We start from the raw sequence: 23305 nt of genomic DNA on the forward strand, positions 1-23305 counted from the left end.
TTACTCATAATAGCTATGGCTATTTTCTTCAGATGGTAACTAATAAATCTCAAACTAATATTCTCATAGTTGAAGATGAATTACTAATCGCTAAAAACACAGCTAAAAAACTAACTAACTTTGGTTATAACGTAATCAAGATTGTGTCTAATGGTCAAGCTGCAATTGATTGTGTAAATCTTGAACAGCCAGATTTAGTGTTGATGGACATTGCTATTAAAGGAGAAATTGACGGTATTGAAACGGCATCTCAGATTAAATCTATTTCTGATGTGCCGATAATTTTTACAACAGCCTATGCCAATAATGAAACTCTCGATCGCGCTGCGGAAACAGGCTGTTATGGTTATTTAATTAAGCCCTATAAAGAAGAAGAACTTAAGGCTACGGTTAAAATGACTTTGAGTAAGCATTTGGAACAGTCTACAATTCAACGAACTTTACAGTCTTCAATCAGTGAGTATTCGTCAGAGTACGATAATATTTATCAAGATCAGCTGACTGGGTTGCCAAATAAACTCTTTTTAAGAGATTTGTTTGAATATTTATTATCATTAATTGCCGATCGCAATCCAGAACAATCTAGTAGCTTACTAAAATCTCATCAACAGGATATAGCACAAGAATCTCAGCTAAATATTATCGGTGTATTTAATCTTAACTTAGATAGATTTGAGAAGATTAGTAGCTTTTTAAATAAACAGGAACAAGATTCCTTATTAAAAGAAATTGCTCAACGGTTGGTTGATTGCGTCAAGAATTTTACTGCTCATGGCGAAGTAGTTTATTTAACCCCCGATAACTTTGTAGTGTTGCTGGCAATAGATAGTCGAATCACAGGTAGTAAATATGGACAGTCTATCCTCAATGTTCTGCAACAAAATTATGTGATCGGCGATCGCGAAATATATCTCTCGCCTAATATTGGCATGGCTTTTTGTCCCAGTGACAGTCAAGATATTACCGAATTGTTAGAACAAAGCGATAAAGCGATCGAGTATGGCAAAAGTCAGGGAGGAAATCGCTGTCAAGCCTATACAGTAGCTTTTAATATTAAGAATTCTAAAGTTACTGGCGATTTCAGGCTGGAATCGGAATTACACCATGCTTTAGAGCGACAAGAATTGGAGCTGTACTATCAGCCAAAATTAGATCTTAAAACGAATTTGATTATCGGCTCAGAAGCTTTGTTGCGCTGGAATCACCCCAAAATGGGGAGAATTAATGCCGATAAGTTTGTTCCCATAGCAGAAGAGATCGGCTTAATTAAACCAATCGGCGAATGGGTTTTAACAACTGCTTGTCGCCAGATGCAGGCGTGGCTAGATGCAGGATTTAAAAACCACAAAATCAGCGTCAATTTATCAGGAGCGCAGTTTAAACAATCAGATTTGTTTCATCAAATAACTCAAATTCTGTTTAAGACATCATTAGAACCTCAGTTTTTGGAACTAGAATTAACCGAAACTATTTTAGTAGAAAATATTAGAACTAATGTTCAAAGATTAAATATGCTGAAGAAGTTAGGCATTCAAATCTGCTTGGATGATTTTGGCACAGGATATTCTTCTTTAGGCTATTTACAGCAATTTCCTTTTGACATTTTGAAAATAGATGCCTGCTTTATTCGTGATATTAATCATAATCAGGTTAATGCGGTGATTACTAAAAATGTGATGGAAATGGCACATCAATTAGGTTTGAAAGTTGTCGCCGAAGGAGTTGAAACTACTGCCGAGCTAGATTTTCTCAAAAATATTCAATGCGATGCCATCCAAGGATTTTTGTTTAGTCGTCCTTTATCAGCGCAAGAGTTTCAAAAACTAGTAAGAAAGCAGCTGCATTTACCCAGTTAAAAACTAGGACTATTTCATCCTTGGAGAAACTTTAAAATATGAGACTAATTGTCATCATGACTAATAGTGGTGATACAGGGCTATTTCGTTCTAACTGTAGTGAACCAAGAAATAAATTTCTTGGCTGAAAATTAAAGTCCGTTTAAACGGACTTAATATACTTAGACAAAGAATTTATTCTCTGGATATATGAGAATGAAATAGCCCTGGTGGTGATAAATGGTTATTAAACAATAACTAAAATTATTAGTATTTCCTACTTCCTATTTCCTATTTCCTATTTCCTATTTCCTATTTCCTATTTCCCTAATTCTTAGGTGGTAATAATGAGCTGGTTTTCTAGTGATAGCTTGATCGAGCTATATAGTGATGCTCGATTTAAAATTGAACGAATGATTGCTGAATCTGAGCAAAATTTAGTCTTAATTAAAACGATTAATGCTAATTTTTCCAGAGTTGAGGTTAAAGAAAGCTTAAGCAAAGAGTATGCTTTACTCAGAAAATTTCAGGCAAAAAGTATTATCAAGCCTCATCGATTAGAAAATCAGTCAAATCAGCTGATTTTAAGCTTAGAAAATTTTGAGGGACAAAGTTTAGTTCAGTTTTTGCAAGCTCAAAGTGTTTCATTGTCTGCTTTTTCAGCGATTAGGCTTCGCCTATGCTTCGCGATCGCCATTCAGCTAACGGAAGCGCTTCAAGCAATACATCGTCAGGGCATAATTCACCAAAACCTACAGCCTGGCTGCATTTTAATTAATCCCCACAGTTTTGAACTCAAGATCATTGACTTTTCTTTTGCTACTGCTATTAAGACAAATTCAGCGACTAAAGTGGCAGCACTATTGTCAGGCTCAAATATAGCCTACATTGCCCCAGAGCAGACAGGGAGAATGAAGATTGCTCTCGATCATCGTGCTGATTTTTATTCCTTGGGAATTCTGCTCTATCAAATTTTAACTGGCGTATTGCCTTATGATACTCAAGATCCCCTAGAGTTAATCCACTGCCATCTAGCTCAAACTCCCCCAGCACCTCATCTTGTAGACGATCGCATTCCTCAAGTAATCTCAGCGATTATTTTAAAGCTGCTGGCTAAAAATCCAGATGAACGATATCAAAGTGCTTCAGCAATTAAAGCCGACTTGGAAAATTGCCAAACACAGTATGTTAACTTCGAGGTAATTGAGGACTTTGAATTAGGTACATTAGACCAACGTAGTCAATTTAAGCTTTCTCCCCAACTTTATGGTCGTTCAAGCGAGTTAAAAGCGATCGCCGAATCAATCGCCAGAATTAACTCACCACAAGCGCCAGTGGAACTCTTGCTGCTGACGGGTGACTCGGGAATGGGTAAAACGGCTTTAATGAGCCAAGTTCCCACCATAATTGGCAGAAAAGGTTACTTTGTGAAGGGCAATTTTGAACAGCTCAACAGCATCCCATACCAAGGAATAACTCAAGCGCTACGGGAATTAATCCAGCAGTTGCTAACTGAAACTGTAGCCAGTCGTCAACTTTGGCAGCAAAAAATCCAAATGGCGATCGCTAATAACGGTCAGGTAATTACCAATATACTGCCAGAACTAGAGCTGCTCATTGGTTCTCAGCCAGATATACCCAAGCTACCGCCTCTAGAAAATCAAAATCGGTTTAACACTGTTTTCACTAAATTCTTGCAGGTTTTTGCTCAACCAGAATGCCCCTTAATTTTGTTTTTGGACAATCTACAATGGGCTGATGTTAGCTGTTTGAAATTAATTGAGCTATTGCTAGAAGATTATCAAAGCCAATGTTTATTAGTAGTGGGAGCTTATCGCGATCGCGAGGTAGATACAGATCATCCTTTAGAGCAAGCGATCGCCAAAATCTCGCAAACAGTTCAGGTTAAGCAGATTGCCCTGCAACCATTAGCGATCGAAGAAATAAATTGTCTGCTGGTTGATACTCTAGACTGCGATCCCAAAGCATCATTACCTCTGGCGGAATTATTGCTTCAGCGTACTCGCGGTAATCCTTTTTTACTTAATCTGCTCTTGCAATCTTTTTATCGAGAGCAGCTATTAACTTTTAACTTTGCCTCTTTAAGCTGGCAGTGGTCTCTTGCCCAAATTCGCACTACTTCCATTGCCAACCATAATATCTTGGAATTAGTCTGTGGCAATTTAAATCAACTCCCTGATACCTGTCTACAAATCTTAAAACTTGCTGCCTGTATTGGTAATCGGTTTGATCTAACACTATTAACTAATGTTTGGTACAAGACAGTAAAATCGGCCGATCTTAATACCGTAACTTTTAATCAAGATGCGATGCAGCGCGGTCTTGGGGTTTTCCACCCAACTAAGCGGCGCAAGCCCCATGAGCAACTGCATCAAGATGCAATCGCTCAAGAGCTAAACTATGCTCTCCAAGCAGGAATTATTATCTTTGAGCATCCACAATCAACATCCTCTTATCAATTTTTACACGATCGCGTTTATCAAACGGTTTATTCACTGCTGAAAGAAGCGGAATTAAGCCGACTGCATTTGATCATTGGTCAATTTCTCCTACAGCAGAAACCATCGGTAGAGATTGAGGAAAAAATCTTTGTCATAGTTCATCATTTAAATCTTGCCAGAACATTATTAATCGATCAGCCAGATAAAGACCGTTTGGTTAAATTAAATTTAGCTGCGAGCAAAAAAGCTAAAGCTACTAACGCTTATGAAGTTGCAGCCAATTATCTAGATATAGCGCTGAACCTGTTGCCAACATCGGCTTGGCAAAATAACTATGCTCTAATGTTAGCTGTTTATCAACAAGCTGCTGAAGTTCAATATCTGCACGGTAATTTCATTCATGCCGAACAGCTAGGAAATATCTTACTAACTCAGGCAGAAACTATATTAGATCGGATTCCCGTCTACAAAACTAAAATTCATACCCATATTGCTCAAAATCAAATGCAATTAGCGGTAGAGGTAGGTCTATATGTCCTAAAATTATTAGATATCCACTTGCCCAATGATTTTACGGAAAATCCAGAATATACTCTCCGTTTAGATATCAATCAGCAAAATCTTAAATCGTTAAAAAATCTGCCGATTATGAAAGATTGCTCTGGGATTAGAGCAATGGAAATATTAACGATTATTATTCCTCCCGTCTATATTGTGCAACCGCAACTATTTCCCGTCGTAGTTGCCAAAATGCTCGATCTTTGTGTGCAACATGGTAATTGTTCTCTATCTGCCTATGCCTATGCTCTCTATGGATTGCTGCTGTGTGCTTCAGGCAATATCGAGACAGGATATCAATTGGGCGAATTAGCTTTAGAACTACAAGAGAAATTTGATGCTCAAGACATTAAATCCAAAGTTAATTTCATATTCAATAACATGATTCGTCATTGGCGCGAACCAGCAATTACTACTCTGGAACATTTTCTCCAAGGAATTCAAACTGGTATCGAGGTAGGAGATGTCGAACACGCTTGTTTTCATGCCATGCGTTATTGTGTTCACCTGTTCTATGTTGGCGAACCTTTGTCTGCTGCTAAGAAAAAATCTTCAACTCAAATTAATTTAATAAATTCCTTCAAACAGGATTTTCAGTTAAATTATGCTCGAATGTGGCATCAACTAAATCTCAATTTACAGGGGCTATCTGAAAACAAGTTTTTACTCATAGGTAATAGTTTTGATGAAACAAAAATCCTGAACTCATGGCTTGAAACGAACAATGCCATGTCTATCTTTGGTTTATATTTAGTTAAATTAATTCTCTGCTATTTTTTCCAGGATTATCAACAAGCAATTATTTATGCTTGTAAGGGAAAACAATACTTGCCAGCCACCACGGGCTTAATGGAATTTGCTGCTTATCATTTTTATTATTCTTTGGCAATGTTGGCTATCTGCTCTGAGGATCCAAATCATCAGTCAACATATTTTCCCGAAATATTGTCTTGTCAAAAACAAATAAAACAATGGTCACAACATGCTCCTGATAATTATTTACATAAGCATGAGTTAATAGCCGCAGAAATAGCCAAAGTCTTAGGAGAAAATGAACAAGCAGCAGAATATTATGATCGGGCAATTGCCGAGGCTACCAAAGCAGGATATTTGCAGGAAGCTGCATTGGCAGAAGAATTAGCAGGAGAGTTTTATTTATCCAGAGGTAGAACCAAAATAGCTAGTTACTATTTAACCGATGCTTACCAAGAATATTTGCGTTGGGGTGCTGTTGCTAAAGTACGAGAGTTGGAATCTAAGCATTTGACCTTGTTAAACTATATTCCTAAACAGGAATCGATCGCTAACCAAAATCATCAGGATACAGAACCTGAAACCTCTAGCCATCAATCCTCCTCAAATTTGGCTAATTTAGATCTTTTTTCCATCATTAAGGCATCACAAGCAATATCTTCGGAAATTGTTTTGGATAACTTACTAGCTAAAATGATGGCAATTGTCATGGAGAATGCAGGAGCGCAAAAAAGTATTTTACTACTCCAACAAAGTTCTAATTGGGTAGTCGCAGCTTCCGCGTCTATAGATTCAGTAATAATTGATTTACCTTGTGTCTCAATAACTGACTATCAGGATTTACCCAGCTCGATCATTAACTATGTTCAAAGTACTCGCAGTACAGTGATTTTAGAGCAAGCTGATCGAGAAGGACTATTCATCAATGATCCCTACATTATTAAGCATCAAGCTAAATCTATATTATGTTGCCCCATGATTTATCAGGATCAACTCCAGGGAATTATTTATTTAGAAAATAGTTTAATTAAGGGTGCTTTTACCGAACAAAAATTAGAGGTTTTGCAGGCTTTACTATCTCAAGTATCAATTTCAATTGCCAACGCTCAGTTATATAAAGATCTTAAAGATCATGCTTCGGTGCAAAAGTCTCTCAAACAAAAAGAAGTACTACTCAAAGAAATTCATCATCGAGTTAAAAACAATTTATTTGTTGTTTCTACTCTGTTAGATTTTCAGAGCAATTATGTAGACGATCCCAAAGTAATTAAACTGTTGGAAGACTGTCAGAATCGTATTACAGCCATGGCAATGGTTCATCAACATCTTTATGGTAATAGTGAGCTTAACAAAATTAATTTTGCTAACTATATTGAATCTTTGCTCGACAATTTAGCTTACTCTCAAGCTAGTAAAGAGAGAAATATTAATTTGATTCTCAATCTTGAACCAATTGAACTTAATATTGAAAGCGCCAATCCTTGCGGTTTAATTGTTAATGAATTGATTTCCAATGCGATCGAACATGGTTTTAGCGATCGCAGTAGTGGTAATATTTGGCTAAAGCTAAAACTTGATTCCGCAAGTCAAGTCGTGTTGACAATTCAAGACGATGGAGTGGGCTTTAAACCAGGTTTGGATTTATATAATAGTGATTCTTTGGGACTAGAATTAGTCTGTACTTTAGTTGAACAGTTAGAGGGTGAAATAAAACTCGACCAAACGCAAGGTACTAAAATTGAGATTGCTTTTAACGAACTAAATTACGGTAGCAGAATTTAGACATTAAGAACCCACGGTTGAGCATTTTAAGCAAAATACTCAACACAATGAGAGTAATTATCTTAGTGATAGAAATTGAACTCGATCAAAAAGTTGTGATTTAACTTGTTTATGTTTATGCTGCATTTAAAATAAAATCTCTTTCTAACTGTTGTTCAAATGGTTGAGAGACTTGATGATTTTGAGCAAAACTTAGTAGCTCATTAGTCCATTCAGTAAATAGCTCAAATACTTTTTCCACTAAAGATATACTGTTTTCTCTGGCTGGTAATGGAATTTGAATATCCTTAATAAATTGTCTAGCATCTTTGGAGTTGGTATTATGGTCATGTTCAGCATCACAATGACTAGAACCAAAATACTCGTATTTTTGATGAGTAATTAACTTTAATTCTTCAGTAATCTGCTTAGTTGTAGACAACAAAACATCAGCAGTTGATTCCATTGCCTCCATTATGATTAACTTATCTACAGCTTCAGCATGAATAATAAGGCTATGTAATTCATGAGTTAATAAGCGAGATACTTTTGTTTGATCGCTCCATAAAAACTGGATTGCATCGTTTAAAGAAAGAGAACAGTTGAAACCTAGCGTTTCCAAATCCTTGATAAACCATTGCCAATGAAAATCATCTTCGTAAGTGTGCTGATTTAAAATCATTTGAATTTTGTCATTAGTTGGTTCTTGACGAAGAGAATATTTACATAGGTCAGAAAATCCCATAATAAATGGTACAGCACAAGGAGCAAAAGCTAATCTTTTTACAGGATCAATACTCTGGTCTTTCATAAAGTGAAATAGAGGAGACTGAGCATAAACTTTCTGTTTTGATTCAATCAAAGCTAGGATACTTTTCATTTCGAGCAAATAATTATTGGGTAGTTTGATATTAGGCAACCTAAAATTTGGGTATAAGAATCGTCTAATTCATCCACCCAAGAAATCGCCTATTAATAGAGAAGTTTTCAGCAATAAGGATAAACTTTGTCTGAACACCTTTTAATTTAATCTATCATATTAAGCGCTTAAAATAAGCGAATAAAAAACATTATGAAGAAAATATTAAAAAGTTAAAAATTAACACTCAGAGAAATCTAATTAGATTAAAATTTGGTATAATGGCTGGCAACAAAAAAGGCAGAAATAAGATGTTAATCTTGTTCCTACCTTGATGAAGATAAATACCTATTGATCTTGTTTAAATCATCCCTTCAACGACAGGATGGAAAAAGAAAGCGATCGCCACTACTGCATAAGTCGCCAATAACAAACTGCCTTCAAGCCAGTTAGACTCACCATCAGAACTAATCGAGTTAGCAATCAACACTGCCACCGTTACGGCAACTAGTTCAAACGGATTGAAGTTGAGATCCATTGGTTGACCCATAATCCAGCCAGCAATTACCAATACGGGGGCAACAAATAATGCAATCTGCATACTTGAACCTACCGCCACAGAGACAGAAAGATCCATCTTGTTTTTCATCGCTACTGTTACTGCCGTTGCGTGTTCCGCTGCGTTACCAATGATTGGCAGCAAGATTACCCCAGTAAACAAGGCGCTTAAACCTAATTCAGACGTAGCCACCTCTAGAGAATCCACCAGGAGTTCTGATTCAAATGCTACTGCCAGGGTGACAACTAATAGAATAAAAATCCAAAAAGTTAAGTTAACTTTGGGTTCGCCTTCTCCTCCCTCTTCTAAATCTATATCTGCTACTTCACAAAGATAGGCATGAGTTTTCATCGAAAAGAGTAAGGTTAGCCCGTAGACTAAAATTAAAATCCCCGCCACGGCTACGGATAAATTTTGCAGCGTTTGTTCTTCAATCCCTGTGGAAGTATACTGCACTGCTGTCGGTAACAGTAAAGCGACTACTGCTAAATTCATCGTCGAAGCATTGAGTCGGGCTACGGTTGACTGAAACTTTTGCTCTTTGAATTTCAAACCGCCTAACAGCATGGCAAATCCCATGACCAACAGCAGGTTACTGACAATTGAGCCAGTAATAGTCGCCTTAACCACACCGACTAAACCACCTTTGAGGGCAATAAAAGCCAGAATTAATTCCGTCGCATTGCCAAAAGTTGCATTGAGTAAACCACCGATGTTGGGCCCTGTAACTACAGCGATTTCTTCGGTAGCTTTACCCATAAAAGAAGCCAGAGGAACAATACCCATAGCAGCGGTGATAAAGACAACTGTTTCACCCCATTCCAGAAAATGTGCTGCAATCGATACGGGAACAAACACTAGTAAAATTAAGAAAAATGTATCTTTTTTGAACATATTTTTAAATCTGCAATTCCTCAAGCTAATGATTTAACTGTAATAGCACGTCAGCTAATATTAGTCTTCCTTGGGAAGGAACGGCTTGAGAATTAGGTATTTTTCAATGTTGTTTGGTTAACGATTGTTATTCGAGACATAGGGAATTGGCACTTGGGGCAACAATTATCTCCCTATTTCCCTATTTCCCTATTTCCTACTTCCTACTTCCCCATCTATCACCACTATATTGATAGAATCTAGACAGGAAAAGCCCTTGGCTAGACTTATTATCATCAACTTTTTTAATGCTGGAATTTTTACAAACGCAATTATATTTACTAGAACGATTTGCCGATCGCCTTGTCTCAACTCAACTCGATCATCTCAGTCTGGTCAGTATAGGCATTATTTTTTTGGCAGGACTGGTTACTAGCCTCACCCCCTGTATGCTGTCGATGTTGCCCATTACCGTGGGCTATATTGGCGGTTATGAATCCGAGGGGAGACTACAGGCAGCAGTGCAGTCTAGCTGGTTTGCCTTGGGCTTAGCGACAACTCTAGCTATCTTAGGTATTGTTGCCACTTCCATTGGTAAGGTATACGGGCAAATTGGGGTGGGTTTACCCATTGTCGTTAGTTTAGTGGCGATCGCCATGGGACTCAACCTCTTGGAAATTTTGCCGTTGCGTTTTCCTTCTTTGGGTTCAACAGACTGGATTAGTAATGATTTACCCCGTGGAGTTCGTTCCTATTTACTCGGTCTTACTTTTGGCTTAATTGCTTCCCCTTGCAGTACTCCAGTGCTAGCGACTCTTTTAACTTGGGTGGCAACTACGCAAAATTTAGTTTTAGGTGCAGGTTTATTAGTGGCATATGCGATCGGCTATGTTACGCCATTGGTCATTGCTGGAACTTTCACCGCCTCAATCAAAAAGATTCTAGAATTGCGCCGTTGGTCTAGCTGGATTAATCCCGTTAGTGGCGCTTTATTGTTAGGATTTGGTCTTTTTTCTTTACTGTCTCGGCTGCCAGCTATCAGTTATAGGCTATAGGTTTCAGAATAGTGTTCAATACTCTGCTCGTAAAGCGTCAAGAAGACCAGAAACAAACAAAAATTAATCAATACCCATCGTGAATTACGATACCCTAGATTGAGTATCGAGTAGATTATTTAATTTTTTTTAAGTTACTTCCTATGACATCTTCCGTGGAAACTGAGAAGCGTACTGTTCGTATTGGTACTCGCAAAAGCCAGCTTGCTTTAGTACAAACTTACTGGGTAAAAGCTGAGCTAGAAAAGCACTTTCCTGATATCAGTTTTGAGGTTGAGGAGATGAGTACTAAAGGAGATAAAATTCTGGATGTTCCCTTGGCAAAAATTGGTGATAAAGGTCTATTTACCAAAGAGTTAGAAGTGGGAATGCTCAATAACACCACTGATTTTGCGGTGCATTCCCTCAAAGATCTACCGACTAACCTCCCAGAAGGTTTGATGCTGGGTTGCGTTACCAAAAGAGTCAATCCTGCTGATGCGTTAGTAGTTAATCAAAAGTATCAAGACAAGCAGTTAGAAACCTTGCCAGCAGGCTCAGTAATTGGCACTTCTTCCCTCAGACGTTTGGCACAGCTACGTCACCATTTTCCCCAGCTAGAATTTAAAGATATTCGGGGTAATGTTAATACTCGTTTAGCCAAACTTGATGCAGGAGAGTATGATGCAATTATTCTGGCAGTGGCAGGATTACAGCGATTAGATATGGGCGATCGCATTCACCAACATATTTCCTCAGATATCTCTCTACATGCAGTAGGACAGGGTGCATTGGGCATTGAATGTCGTGCAGGCGATCGAGAAATCCTAGAGATTTTGCAAGTTTTGTCAGATGCCGATAGTTGCGATCGCGCTTTGGCAGAAAGAGCTTTTCTTAGAGAGCTAGAAGGTGGTTGCCAAGTTCCTATAGGTGTAAATACTCAGGTCGAAAATGACCAGCTTACTTTAATTGGGATGGTTGCTAGTCTGGATGGACAACAATTACTTAAAGACTCTGTAAGCGGTAATAAAAGTGAGTCAGAAAAACTAGGAGTAGAGCTAGCAGGAAAACTAAAGGAACAGGGAGCAGGAGAAATATTAGCGAAAATCTTTGCCGAGGTAGGACGTGGTTAAGTAAAACTAAATCTAATTAATTTCATCAAAAATGTAGAATTGCTTTGACTGTAAACAAATTATCGAGTATCAAGTAGTAGTCTAATTACATTTTTTTGAATCTTTCTCCATGATGAATATCAAAATCAAAACTCTGGCTGTTCCCGCATTTGTCGCTCTGTCTTTATTGTTTACTGGTTGTGCAGGCGAGCAGGTTGAAACTCCTCCAGCTGATGACGCAGCTGGTCAAGTCCAAGAAGGCACTGAAGATGCTGCTGGTGATGTCCAAGAAAGCACTGAAGATGCTGCTGATGATGTCCAAGACGCTGCTGGTGATGCTGCTGATGATGTCCAAGATGCTGCTGGTGATGCTGCTGATGATGTCCAAGATGCTGCTGGTGATGTCCAAGAAGGTGCTGAAGGTGCTGCTGAAGACGCTCAAGACGCTGTTGGTCAATAGACACTGTAATTTAATTATTTATAATTTTTGCTGACCTAAACAATTTAGACAGCACAATTAATCACAATTAATATTATCCTGGAAACTAGGGGTTGGATAGGTAAAACTACCAATTTCTAGTTTTTTTTTAGGGCAAATTTGCTTAATTCTTAGAGATTTTAAATGATCGATCTTTTTACCTGTGCCAAATGGTTGGGAATTGCTACTGTTGTTTCTCTGGTGGTAGCAATTGTAGCGTTTGTCCTCGGCTGGGGTTTTCGTTTCCGCTTAGTAGGTGTTACCAGCTTTATGGGAGTATTGACTGCTGGTTTTTTCGCTTTAGGTTTAGGTCTATTTCCCCATGCTAAGATTCCTGGCGCTGCTCATTATGCTCTAATTTACGATAATGGAGCTAATCAAGCCGTAGTAGCCGTATCTCCTAAGATAGAGAAATCCGCCATTGAGCCAACCTTAATCCAAGCAGCAACAGATCTATACTCATATGGAAGAACGGGAACAGCAGGTAACGACCAGTTTACAATTAAGCTGAGAACTGTCTTACATCCTCAACCTGGAATATCTCAACCTTTATTTTTGGGAACGGCGAAGCGCTCAATTACTGCGCGCAGCAGTGAAGATATCAAAATTGAAGTTTTTGAGCAAAATGTAGCACAATTACCTGTTTCTTTAAGCTAAAGTAATGCCATCCAAGAATATGACTAAGCAAGCCACCACAGCATCAAACACCAAGACAACCAAGTATAGTCCTTTGGCGATCGCTCCCGCTAGAGTGTTACGAGGCGATCATTGTCTGGCTAATTCAGGTCAAGAAATTGCAGCCTTGGGTGTTCGACCTTTAATAATCGGTGGGAATCAAACCTTAAAAGTAGTCACAGCTTTTCTACAGCCTGCACTTAAAGCAGCCAAGCTGACTAGTGAGACAGCCAGCTATACCCCCGACTGTGCCGAGTCCTCTCTCCTGCGACTTAAGGAAACAGTTAAACAGCATCAGGCCGATCTAATCATTGGTGTTGGTGGTGGTAAGGCTTTAGACATGGCAAAATTAGTTGCTTACCAGTGCGGTTTACCAATAGTCACGATTCCCACTTCGGGAGCTACCTGTGCAGCTTGGACGGCTCTATCTAATGTTTATTCTGAGGCGGGAGCATTTCAATATGATGTTACTTTAAATCGCTGTCCCGATCTATTGATTCTTGACTATGGATTAGTCCGTACTGCCCCTCAACGTACTTTAATAGCGGGAATTGGTGATGCGATCGCTAAATGGTATGAAGCCTCAGTTAGTAGTGGTGATGCCACCGCTACCTTGCTAATTTCAGCGGTACAGCAGGCGCGGGTGTTGCGGGATATCTTGTTCCAGAAATCAGCGATCGCCTTAGAAAATACTGAAAGTGATGCTTGGCGTGAAGTAGTTGATGCCACCGTATTATTAGCGGGAGTCATTGGCGGGGTTGGTGGGGCAGACTGTCGGACAGTGGCTGCTCATGCGGTGCATAATGGTTTGACTCATCTGCTAGAAGCTCATGACGTACTTCACGGCGAAAAAGTAGCCTACGGCATCTTAGTCCAGCTACGCCTAGAAGAAATGGTTCAGGGTAATCAGCTAGCAGCATCAGCACGCCAGCAGTTACTTAAGTTTTATAGTGAAATTGGCTTACCCAAGTCCTTAGAAGATTTAGGATTGGGTGAAATTACTCTAGCTCAACTGCGTCAGGTAACGGCGATCGCCACTCAACCCCAGTCTGATATTCACCGACTACCCTTTACTGTATCCACCGAACAGCTAGCAGCAGCAATGGTATCCACCGTAGCGGAAACTAGTAGGGGCGATTCGCGAATCGCCCCTATATAAATTACAAAGTTGTGGTTAAATAATTATTCCAGAAATGGCGTAGATTTTAGCCAGTCTAATAACAGGGCATTGAACTGTTCAGGATATTCATCATGGGGACAATGCCCCGCATTTTCCAATTCAATTAACTTTAAATTAGTATTTAACTCGGCGATCGCTCTTGCTTGACTAGAAGGAATCATTCTATCTTGTAAACCCCAAATCAATAGCATGGGGATGTTAATTGGGGGCAATAGATCCCTGACTGAATCGGCAAAACTAGCTTTCCTCACGCTCCTAGAGAGACGCAATAGGGTTTGCTCTGCACCATCATCATAAGCAGGACTAGATAATATTTCGATCAGCTCGTCGGTAATCGCGTCTTGATTAGGATAGGCAATTCCCGCCCATTTACGGATTACGTTTGGTCTTCTAACTACCTTCAGTAGGTTTTTGATTAACAATGGAGACGCAAATAGGTTTTCAATCCCCGTCACGATTGGACGAACTGAGGGTGGTAACAGATCCTCTCTTACTGATACATCTGGTAAACTCAACATCACTAAACCTTGAACCATTTCGGGATAGACAGCCGTGACGTTTAAACAAACCAATGAACCAATGGAATTGCCCACCAGAATTACAGGAACACCAATAAAAGTTTGCCAAAAATCATGAACTTGCTCTGTCCATAAAGCAGCACTATATTCTGTATCAGCTTTTCTTGATGCGCCAAAACCCAACAGATCCAAAGCATATACTGTGTGGTGTTGACTTATGACAGGTAGATTATGGCGCCAATGTTCGATACTTGCCCCAAAACCATGAATAAAGATGATTGGGAATTGCTTACCATCTAACTTCTGTCTTGCCCTCAGGTAACTATAGCGAGTTTGCCATCCTCGCCAAACCCAGTCTCTTTGATTGCCGATGCGCTCTTGCCAAGATTGGTTTGTAGTCAAGTTAATTACTTAAAAAATATTTACACAATAGCTCGTGATGATGCAAAGCGTATCTGTTGCTGGTTCGGTCATACGCCTGAATTAAAGATAAAATTAACTTAACATTCCATTAATAATAAGATCGGTAAGATGGTAGATGATATCAGTTTTTATCATCATATTTTTGGTTCACAATATTACCAATATAAAAGGAAAGAATAAGTACGCCTGTGAGAGATAGAAGACGCAGTAACACCAGTCGCGATTTAACCAAAACCAACGAAAGAATTCGCTTCCCCGAAATTCGCGTTATCGACTCTGAAGGAGAGCAGCTAGGAATCATTACGCCCAAAGAAGCTCTCGCTAGAGCGCAAGAACAAGGCTTAGATTTAGTCCTAGTCAGCGAAACCGCTAAACCCCCAGTCTGTAAAATCATGGACTATGGGAAATATAAATACGAGCAAGACAAAAAACTTAAAGAAGCGAAGAAAAAGCAGCATAACGCTGACGTTAAGGAAGTCAAAATGCGCTACAAAATTGAAGAGCATGATTATAATGTGCGCGTCAAGAATGCTATACGCTTCCTCAAGTCAGGAGATAAGGTTAAAGCTACCATCAGCTTTCGCGGTCGAGAGATCCAGCACTCTAGATTAGCGGAAGATTTACTGCGTCAAATGGCAAAAGATTTGGAAGAATATGCCGAAGTGCAGCAGTTTCCTAAACGAGAAGGACGCAACATGATGATGATGTTGTCACCAAAAAAGTAGATTAATCCAACACCGCATTTAGACAGACGAGAGAGAAGGGCAAATGATCCTTCTCTTTTTTTAGGTTTTGTCTGGTGTCACTTGCTCCAACCTAACTTTGGTTTGCTTTAGTATCCTGTACCGCTACCCAAAATAAAATTGCCGTCAGGGGAATACTCGCAGCCAGAATTAAGCCTGTTACGGTGCTACCTAATTCAGGAGTACCAGAAGACAGTTCAAAGACAGAACCCACAGCAGCGATCGCCGTAATACAACACAACAGTAGGCAAATTCCGCTTTTTGGGGTCATGGAAATCATAATTATTAACTCCTTGATTGATTATTTTCTTACTGGCTTGACTGCACTGGTAGCAAAACCTCTTTTCTTTAATTCTTCATTAAGGGCAAGATTGTTCTCCACTCGATCTACAAACATCACTCCGTTAAGGTGATCCATTTCATGCTGAATAGCACGAGCTAGTAAACCAGTAGCTTCTAGTTTACAGGGTTTTCCCTGCTCATTTTTATAGGACACTTCAATCGCTTCAGGACGAGTGACTTCTAAATAAACCCCAGGGATGCTCAAGCAACCTTCTTCCGAACTACAAAGGTTCATTCCTGACTTGGTAATTTTCGGATTAATTAAGACCAAAGGAGGCTCATCAGGTCGATCCAAGGCAAGATCGATGACAATTAGCTGCTTGTGGATACCGACTTGAGGTGCTGCCAAACCAATACCGTCAGCACTGTACATTGTTTGCAGCATTTCTTTAATAGTTTGGCGAAGATTGTCGTCAACTTTGCTTATGCGTTTAGCAGGCTGACGTAAAACGCGATCGCCCAGAAAATGAATATCTAAGGGTGGTTGCTCAAGCTTTTTCTTTTCTACTGCTGTCGCCGTGATCATATATCTATATCTAAAGTTTAATAGCGTCTTACAAAATTTGATTTTTGATTACTATATTATTTTATCGTTTTCTTAGCTATCAGTTTCTCAATCCTCGGTGATGAAAATACGCAGCAGCGATCGCACTTTGGTAAAGCTTGGGGCTATGCAATACTTCTCGTTTAACAAATGCGGATTAATCTATGAGGCTAGAAAAGTAACGAGTAACAAGTAACGCTACCTACTATTCTCTACCTATATGCGAAGCGGTATCCTTTAGGACTACCTACTACTTAACTAATCAATAACAAAGCTTAAACGAGAAGTATTGTGGGGCTATGATGTTGATTGGTATGCTGATTAACTGCTGACTAAAATGAGAGATTTATATCCAGCCATTGAACCTTACAACCAAGGAAAGCTAAAAGTTTCTGAATTACACACCATTCACTATGAAGAGTCAGGAAATCCTCAAGGAAAGCCAGTCATCTTTCTCCATGGTGGCCCTGGTGGTGGCATATCTCCCATCTATCGCCAGTATTTTGATCCCCAGCAGTGGCGGATTATAATTTTTGACCAGCGAGGCTGCGGACAGAGTACTCCCTATGCAGAATTGCGTGAAAATACCACTTGGGATTTAGTTCAAGATATCGAGCAGCTACGACAGCAGTTTAAAATTGACAAGTGGGTCGTATTTGGCGGGAGTTGGGGCAGCACTTTGGCTTTAGCCTATGCACAAACTCATCCCGATCGCTGCAAAGGGCTGATTTTAAGGGGCATTTTTATGCTGCGTCCTTCAGAAATTCGCTGGTTTTATCAAGAGGGGGCAAACTATATTTATCCTGATGCTTGGCAAGAATATCTCAAGCCAATTCCCCTTGAGGAAAGAGATGATTTACTCACGGCTTTCTACCAAAGATTAACCAGTGAAGATCGCCAAGTCCGACTAGAGGCAGCCCGTGCTTGGTCGGTATGGGAAGCAAGCACCAGTAAGTTAATTCCTTCCACCATTAGCCAACAGAGTTTTGCTAGAGCAGAGTTCGCTGAAGCCTTCGCTCGGATTGAATGTCACTACTTTGTCAATCGGGGATTTTTTACCCAAGAAAATCAGCTATTACAAAATATCGAGCAGATTCGTCATTTACCAGGTGTAATCGTTCAGGGTAGATATGATGTGGTGTGTCCGATGATCAGTGCCTGGGAGTTACATCAAGCTTGGCAGTCAGCAGAATTTATTGTGATTAATGATGCTGGTCATTCAGTCTCCGAGCCAGGAATTAAAGATGCTCTCATCCGAGCTAGCGATCGTTTTGCTGCGTTATAACTAAGAAAATAGACTGTCTATTTTTATACCTAAATGTTTGCTTTAACCAAAAACACTTCTCGCCAGAGAGAAATCGCTGAAGTAGTATTTCGTAACGGTTGGGATTATGCTCGTGGGTTATTAACTGGGGATAAGTCTGATGAACCCCGTCTTCCTTCTCCTGAAGTTCTGCGCAATGTTTTGATTGAGCTTGGCCCCGTGTACGTCAAGTTGGGTCAGTTATTATCTACTCGTCCCGATCTCTTGTCTGCTCGCTATGTAGAAACTCTTACCGACCTTCAGACCAATGTTCCCCCCGTACCTTGGGGACAGGTAGAGTCATTGATTCAACAAGAATTGGGTCAACCCATAGAAGCCGTATTTAGCGAAATTGACCGTAATGCGATCGCTGCTGGTTCCATCGGTCAGGTATACAGTGCTGTTTTAGTCAGTGGGCAGCAAGTAGCCTTAAAAGTTCAGCGTCCAGGAATTGATGTCGTGGTGGATCGAGATATCTCTTTAATTAAAAGCTTGGCAGAGTTAGTGTCCCGTACTGAATTTGGTAAGAACTTTGACATTGTCGGTTTGGCAGAAGAATTTAGTAACGCTATAGTGGCAGAATTAGACTTCACCAGTGAAGCGGAATATACCGAACAACTTAGACAAAACCTAACTAATACGAAATTATTTGACACTCAGCAGTTAGTTATTCCGCAAATATTTAATGATTTAACAACGAAGAAGCTCTTAACAATTGAATGGCTGGATGGGCTGCCAATTTTACAGGCAAAACTACCTCCAATGAGAGCCAACAAAGATGAGGCAACTCAGCGTAGTGAGATCACCACCGTTTTGTTTCGGGCCTTTTTTAAGCAGGTTTATATTGATGGCTTTTTTCATGCCGATCCTCATCCAGGTAATATTTTTTACCTCCAGGATGGTCGGATCGCCTTGCTAGACTGCGGGATGGTGGGTCGTCTCGATCCCCGTACTCAGCAAATTTTGACCGAGATGTTATTAGCTATTGTCGATCTTGATGGTCGTCGCTGTAGCCAGTTGACCCTCGAATTAGCTGAAGGCGGTCAACAAGTAAACCTCAATCAATTGACTAGTGACTACGACATTATGCTGCGCAAATATTACAACCGCAGTATTTCCCAGATTAATTTTAGCGAGGTTATCTATGAATTATTACAGGTATCTCGCAACAATAAAATCAGGCTACCAAGCAACATGGGGCTATATGCGAAAACTCTTGCCAACTTAGAAGGAGTCACCAGAGGTTTTTATCCCCAGGTTAATTTACTAGATGAGATCCGACCCTTGATGGCTGATGTATTTCGTCGTCAACTATTAGGTGAAAGACCAGAAGAAACACTGTTACGGATTGGTTTGGACTTTAAAAGTTTGTCTTTGCGATCGCCCCGTTTAGTTGAGTTGCTTTTAGACCGCATAACCTCGGAAACTCTCAAGTGGAACGTCAATATCCCTCGTCTAGATGTTCTGGCGGTAAGCTTGGAAGATTCAGCCAACCGTCTTTCCTTTAGTATTCTAGTTGGTTCTCTAATTATGGGTGCGGCAATTATTGCTACTGGCTCCCCTACCAGCCAAGTTTCTGTGATCAGTAATGTTTTATTTGCTGCGGCTAGTCTTTTAGGGTTATGGCTAATTTTAAGTATTTTGCGATCGGGAAAACTCAAATAAAAATTTCTGTATCAAGATCGGTGATAATCAATTAATCGCTTAAACTAAGCGATTTTTTACTGCTTCATCTGAATTTCATCATTTATTCGCAAAGTTTACTAACACTTCACACTTTAATTTTTCCACTTATATAACTAGTTTTTAAGAGCTATTAAATCGACTTTAATTCCTGTAATAGTAATCATTACTAGGTGTCGAGAAAACACTTGAATTGAGCTAATATTTTTAGTTAGTTAGAAAAAATTTGCAATAACACTAATAGTATGCGCCTACGTATCTTCAGAAATCGCTAATTAGTATTATGATTATAGTCATCACTGCCTACAGGACGTTTTAAAATTCAAGTATAAATTTTGGAACATAACCAATTAAATACTTAATTCTCTAGTCCTTTGTGACTTAAAATAATAGCTATTAATAAAGCACGATTTACTTTGGTCTAGTTTTTGTACTAGCAGATAAAAGTTTGTCTATTTGAGGAGTATTCTCTGCCTTAGCTGATGATATATAAGTAATTTATATTCTGACAATTTATCAAAATTATAGTCCTACGTTTAGTCTTTATTTTAGATTAGCAATGCTTATATTGATCGAATTATCTAATTTAATTTACTTACTTTAAAAGATTTAATTAGGATGAAAAAATGAGATTTAAAAAGCTAAATTTAGAACGAATAACCATTGATAGAAAATTGCTTAATCTTAATAACCGACACTTTTTTCTACTGGATGGGCTGGTTTTTTGTCTAACACCTATGATGGCGATGGTTTTACGTCTCGATCACCTAGATCTTTTACAGAAATACTATCAAGGCTTGTTCGTTGCAACCATCATCTTTTCTATAGTTAAGTCAATCACGTTTATCATCGGCGGATTTTATAAGCGCTATTGGAAATATGCCAGTATTGATGAGTTAATTGAGATTGCTGCTTTAACCACAACCGCTGTGGTGGTCGAGATTATTTTATTGGGTATTTTGCAATACGTAATTGGGAATGATACTAACCATTATTTAGTGCCTCGTTCTTTACCCTTACTTGATGGTATTCTCACTTTTATTTTAATCGGCGGAATTCGCTTCAGCGTCAGAGCCGCAGAACGTAAAAATCAGCAACGTAAAAACTTTTATAAACGCGATCGTGTCTTAATTGTCGGAGCAGGAGATGCAGGAGTCTCAATTCTGCAAGAAATGCGCCGTAATCTAAAGCTAGGACTAAATCCTGTTGCATTTGTCGATGATGATCCTAAAAAGCTAGGATTAAATATCCAGGGATTACCTGTAGTGGGTAACCGTTACCGTATTCCAGAAATTATTTCCGCGCAAAATATTCGCCAGGTAGTTATTGCTATGCCTACGACTGCGGGCAAAACTCTTCGCGAGATCGTAGATGTGTGTCAGGCGATGGGTATATCCGTCAATACCCTCCCTTCAGCCAATGAAATACTCGACCAAGGTAATCAAGTAACTATTCTTAGGGAAGTTAAAATTGAAGACCTCTTACGACGAGAACCGATTCAAACCGATGCTCAGGCAGTTTCTCAACTTTTAACAGGAAAAACCGTACTGATAACTGGTGCTGGTGGATCGATTGGTAGTGAATTATGTCGTCAAATCTTTCGCTGTCGTCCCGCTAAAATAATCTTATTAGGACACGGTGAGAACTCTGTGTTTAACATCCAAGAAGAACTACAGCAGGTACTGCAAATTCTCCAGCAGGAAAACTCCGATCAACAGCTTACTCAGCTTATTCCCTATATTGCTGATTTAAGAATTAAACCTAGGTTGGAAGATGCGTTTAGAGTTCATCAACCCGATATCGTATTTCATGCCGCAGCTCACAAACACGTGCCTCTAATGGAGTTAAATCCTCCAGAGGCAATCACTAATAATGTCTTAGGAACTAAAAACTTATTAGATCTAGCAATCACTTATGATGTCGGCAATTTTGTCATGATCTCAACCGACAAGGCAGTTAAGCCGACCAACGTTATGGGAGCGAGTAAGCGCACAGCAGAAATGCTGGTACTAAAAGCAGCTAGAACTAGTGGAAGACCTTATGCGGTAGTTCGTTTTGGTAATGTTTTGGGTAGCCGTGGTAGCGTAGTGCCAACCTTCAAAAGACAGATTGCTAAAGGTGGGCCAGTTACCATCACTCACCCTGAAATTACTCGATACTTTATGACTATTCCTGAAGCTGTTCAGTTGGTTCTCCAAGCCTCTGTTTTAAGCAGCCAAAACAGCCAAGGTCAAATCTTCATGCTCAATATGGGTCAACCAATTAAAATTGTCGATCTGGCTAAAGATTTAATTAAGTTATCAGGCTATGAGGTTGGTCAGGATATTGATATTGTGTTTACTGGATTAAGACCAGGAGAAAAGCTATATGAAGAACTTTTAGTAGAAGGAGAAGAGTATGAATCGACTGCCCACGAAAAAGTATTAGTAGTCAAAAACGCTAGTCGCATCATCCCGCCCAATTTAGACACAACCATTAATGTTTTGTGTCAAGCAGCAAAGCGCAATGATATTAATCTAATTATCTTTCTACTCGATCGTCTCGTATTAGGCTATACCAGCAAATATCAACAAATAGATGTGGAACAAGCTCAAAATAGTCTCGAACAAATTATTAGCGAGACTCATGAGCTTAATTCAGTTACCGTCGGTCTACAACCAGAATTTATGCCTCGTCTTAGTCTACCTAGTTTTAACTATGTAACCCGTCTTACTCCTATTGAGCTACAACGTGGACTTAAACAAGCCTTAGAGAATGAAGAGTTTAGCCTTTACTACCAACCAGTAATGAGCTTGATTACGGGAGAAATTTGCGAGCTTGAAGCTTTGTTACGCTGGCATCATCCCTATTTAGGGTTAATTTCTCCTCAAAAATTTATGGCGACGGCAGAAGAATCGGGGTTAATTGTTCCTTTGCAGAGATGGATCATTGAAGCTGTATGCGTCCAACTAAAACGTTGGCAGCAAGACCCTAATTTCAATAGTCAGATTGGGGTAAGCATTAATATCCCCAGTCTCCAGCTATTTCAACCAAGTTTAGTCAAACATCTCAAATTCAATTTAGAGCAATACCAAATTGACTCTCATTTGATTACTTGGGAAATATCCGAATATTTAATTGGTGAAAATCCGCAAGCAGCAAGGGTCATTTTGCCTCAATTAAAACAATTGGGAATTCAGTTGCAAATTGATAATTTTGGCAGGGTAGCTTCTATTTATGGTCATGTTAAACCCAACTTACTTTATCAAGAATTTGAACGAGTGAAAATTGATCGCCACTTAGTTAGCTTAATTGAACGAGAGCAGCAACCTTGGGATGTGTTTAAAAAAATTGTTCTCGATCTCAAAAAACAGGGTTTTAATGTGACTATCACTGGTATTGAAAATCTATCTCAGTTGAATAAAGTCAAAGAAATTTCAGAAGATTATGGTCAAGGCAACCTTCTCTCTCGACCTTTGAATGTTGAAGAAGTAACTAAGCTCGTCAAGAGTAACCAGAGGATGTCTGAAAAGTTAAAATAATTGCGATTAAACTTCGCCTAATCACGTCCCTTAAATCAGAAAAAATTTCTCTACATAATGTTATGGTAATATGCTGGAAAAACATACTA

16 protein-coding genes are annotated in these 23305 nt (G+C 39.3%); 11 read left to right on the forward strand and 5 right to left on the reverse strand.

Going from position 1 to position 23305, the window contains the following annotated elements; translation table 11 throughout:
* Positions 1–32: 32 nt before the first annotated feature.
* Positions 33–1856, forward strand: coding sequence for an EAL domain-containing protein (locus KME09_15900; protein MBW4535419.1), 1824 nt, complete (start codon positions 33–35; stop codon positions 1854–1856).
* A 326-nt stretch (positions 1857–2182) separates the two neighbouring features.
* Positions 2183–7390 (forward strand): AAA family ATPase, encoded by a 5208-nt coding sequence (locus tag KME09_15905; protein MBW4535420.1) that lies wholly within the window; start codon positions 2183–2185, stop codon positions 7388–7390.
* 115 nt (positions 7391–7505) lie between these two features.
* Here the strand turns inward: KME09_15905 and KME09_15910 are convergent, their stop codons facing one another.
* Entirely contained in the window at positions 7506–8249 is a 744-nt protein-coding gene (locus KME09_15910; GenBank protein ID MBW4535421.1) for a hypothetical protein, read from the reverse strand.
* Positions 8250–8589: 340 nt separating this feature from the next.
* Positions 8590–9681: a calcium/proton exchanger gene (cax, locus tag KME09_15915; GenBank protein MBW4535422.1), complete on the reverse strand. Its 1092-nt coding sequence runs from the start codon at positions 9679–9681 to the stop codon at positions 8590–8592.
* Between the two features lie 287 nt (positions 9682–9968).
* On the opposite strand from cax, the gene KME09_15920 reads away from it, so the two are divergent.
* From KME09_15920 to KME09_15940, 5 genes are all read left to right on the forward strand, one after another.
* Positions 9969–10715 carry a cytochrome c biogenesis protein CcdA gene (locus KME09_15920; GenBank protein ID MBW4535423.1) on the forward strand — a complete coding sequence of 249 codons (747 nt, stop codon included), beginning with the start codon at positions 9969–9971 and terminating at the stop codon, positions 10713–10715.
* Positions 10716–10858: 143 nt separating this feature from the next.
* A complete protein-coding gene (gene hemC / locus KME09_15925) occupies positions 10859–11827 on the forward strand; it encodes a hydroxymethylbilane synthase (GenBank protein ID MBW4535424.1) in 969 nt (322 codons plus the stop codon).
* A 109-nt stretch (positions 11828–11936) separates the two neighbouring features.
* Complete coding sequence (locus KME09_15930) at positions 11937–12266, forward strand: hypothetical protein (GenBank protein MBW4535425.1); 330 nt, start codon at positions 11937–11939, stop codon at positions 12264–12266.
* 162 nt (positions 12267–12428) lie between these two features.
* The gene (locus tag KME09_15935) at positions 12429–12941 is read left to right on the forward strand and encodes a Ycf51 family protein (GenBank protein MBW4535426.1); all 513 of its coding nucleotides are present in this window, start codon (positions 12429–12431) and stop codon (positions 12939–12941) included.
* Between the two features lie 19 nt (positions 12942–12960).
* On the forward strand, positions 12961–14118 hold the full coding sequence (locus tag KME09_15940; protein ID MBW4535427.1) for an iron-containing alcohol dehydrogenase family protein: 1158 nt from the start codon (positions 12961–12963) through the stop codon (positions 14116–14118).
* Between the two features lie 23 nt (positions 14119–14141).
* Here the strand turns inward: KME09_15940 and KME09_15945 are convergent, their stop codons facing one another.
* Positions 14142–15059 carry an alpha/beta fold hydrolase gene (locus tag KME09_15945; protein MBW4535428.1) on the reverse strand — a complete coding sequence of 306 codons (918 nt, stop codon included), beginning with the start codon at positions 15057–15059 and terminating at the stop codon, positions 14142–14144.
* 209 nt (positions 15060–15268) lie between these two features.
* Between KME09_15945 and infC the strand changes: the two genes are divergently transcribed.
* Positions 15269–15805 (forward strand): translation initiation factor IF-3, encoded by a 537-nt coding sequence (infC, locus tag KME09_15950; GenBank protein MBW4535429.1) that lies wholly within the window; start codon positions 15269–15271, stop codon positions 15803–15805.
* A gap of 91 nt (positions 15806–15896) precedes the next feature.
* Here infC and KME09_15955 read toward each other — a convergent pair whose 3' ends face one another.
* Both KME09_15955 and def read right to left on the reverse strand, forming a co-directional pair.
* Positions 15897–16103, reverse strand: a complete 207-nt coding sequence (locus KME09_15955) for a hypothetical protein (protein MBW4535430.1) — start codon at positions 16101–16103, stop codon at positions 15897–15899.
* 21 nt (positions 16104–16124) lie between these two features.
* A complete protein-coding gene (gene def / locus KME09_15960) occupies positions 16125–16691 on the reverse strand; it encodes a peptide deformylase (GenBank protein ID MBW4535431.1) in 567 nt (188 codons plus the stop codon).
* A 355-nt stretch (positions 16692–17046) separates the two neighbouring features.
* On the opposite strand from def, the gene pip reads away from it, so the two are divergent.
* From pip to KME09_15975, 3 genes are all read left to right on the forward strand, one after another.
* A complete protein-coding gene (gene pip, locus KME09_15965; protein MBW4535432.1) occupies positions 17047–17994 on the forward strand; it encodes a prolyl aminopeptidase in 948 nt (315 codons plus the stop codon).
* Positions 17995–18027: 33 nt separating this feature from the next.
* Positions 18028–19677, forward strand: coding sequence for an AarF/ABC1/UbiB kinase family protein (locus KME09_15970; protein ID MBW4535433.1), 1650 nt, complete (start codon positions 18028–18030; stop codon positions 19675–19677).
* Between the two features lie 644 nt (positions 19678–20321).
* Entirely contained in the window at positions 20322–23216 is a 2895-nt protein-coding gene (locus tag KME09_15975; GenBank protein MBW4535434.1) for a polysaccharide biosynthesis protein, read from the forward strand.
* Positions 23217–23305: the final 89 nt, after the last annotated feature.

This window comes from Pleurocapsa minor HA4230-MV1 (assembly GCA_019359095.1).
GTDB lineage: Bacteria > Cyanobacteriota > Cyanobacteriia > Cyanobacteriales > Xenococcaceae > Waterburya > Waterburya minor.

Bases quoted from the DNA above. Each gene is read 5' to 3' on its own strand.
- KME09_15900 (MBW4535419.1), top strand. From the start codon at position 33: ATGGTAACTAATAAATCTCAAACTAATATTCTCATAGTTGAAGATGAA.
- KME09_15905 (MBW4535420.1), top strand. From the start codon at position 2,183: ATGAGCTGGTTTTCTAGTGATAGCTTGATCGAGCTATATAGTGATGCT.
- KME09_15910 (MBW4535421.1), bottom strand. From the start codon at position 8,249: ATGAAAAGTATCCTAGCTTTGATTGAATCAAAACAGAAAGTTTATGCT.
- cax (MBW4535422.1), bottom strand. From the start codon at position 9,681: ATGTTCAAAAAAGATACATTTTTCTTAATTTTACTAGTGTTTGTTCCC.
- KME09_15920 (MBW4535423.1), top strand. From the start codon at position 9,969: ATGCTGGAATTTTTACAAACGCAATTATATTTACTAGAACGATTTGCC.
- hemC (MBW4535424.1), top strand. From the start codon at position 10,859: ATGACATCTTCCGTGGAAACTGAGAAGCGTACTGTTCGTATTGGTACT.
- KME09_15930 (MBW4535425.1), top strand. From the start codon at position 11,937: ATGATGAATATCAAAATCAAAACTCTGGCTGTTCCCGCATTTGTCGCT.
- KME09_15935 (MBW4535426.1), top strand. From the start codon at position 12,429: ATGATCGATCTTTTTACCTGTGCCAAATGGTTGGGAATTGCTACTGTT.
- KME09_15940 (MBW4535427.1), top strand. From the start codon at position 12,961: ATGACTAAGCAAGCCACCACAGCATCAAACACCAAGACAACCAAGTAT.
- KME09_15955 (MBW4535430.1), bottom strand. From the start codon at position 16,103: ATGATTTCCATGACCCCAAAAAGCGGAATTTGCCTACTGTTGTGTTGT.
- def (MBW4535431.1), bottom strand. From the start codon at position 16,691: ATGATCACGGCGACAGCAGTAGAAAAGAAAAAGCTTGAGCAACCACCC.
- pip (MBW4535432.1), top strand. From the start codon at position 17,047: ATGAGAGATTTATATCCAGCCATTGAACCTTACAACCAAGGAAAGCTA.
- KME09_15970 (MBW4535433.1), top strand. From the start codon at position 18,028: ATGTTTGCTTTAACCAAAAACACTTCTCGCCAGAGAGAAATCGCTGAA.
- KME09_15975 (MBW4535434.1), top strand. From the start codon at position 20,322: ATGAGATTTAAAAAGCTAAATTTAGAACGAATAACCATTGATAGAAAA.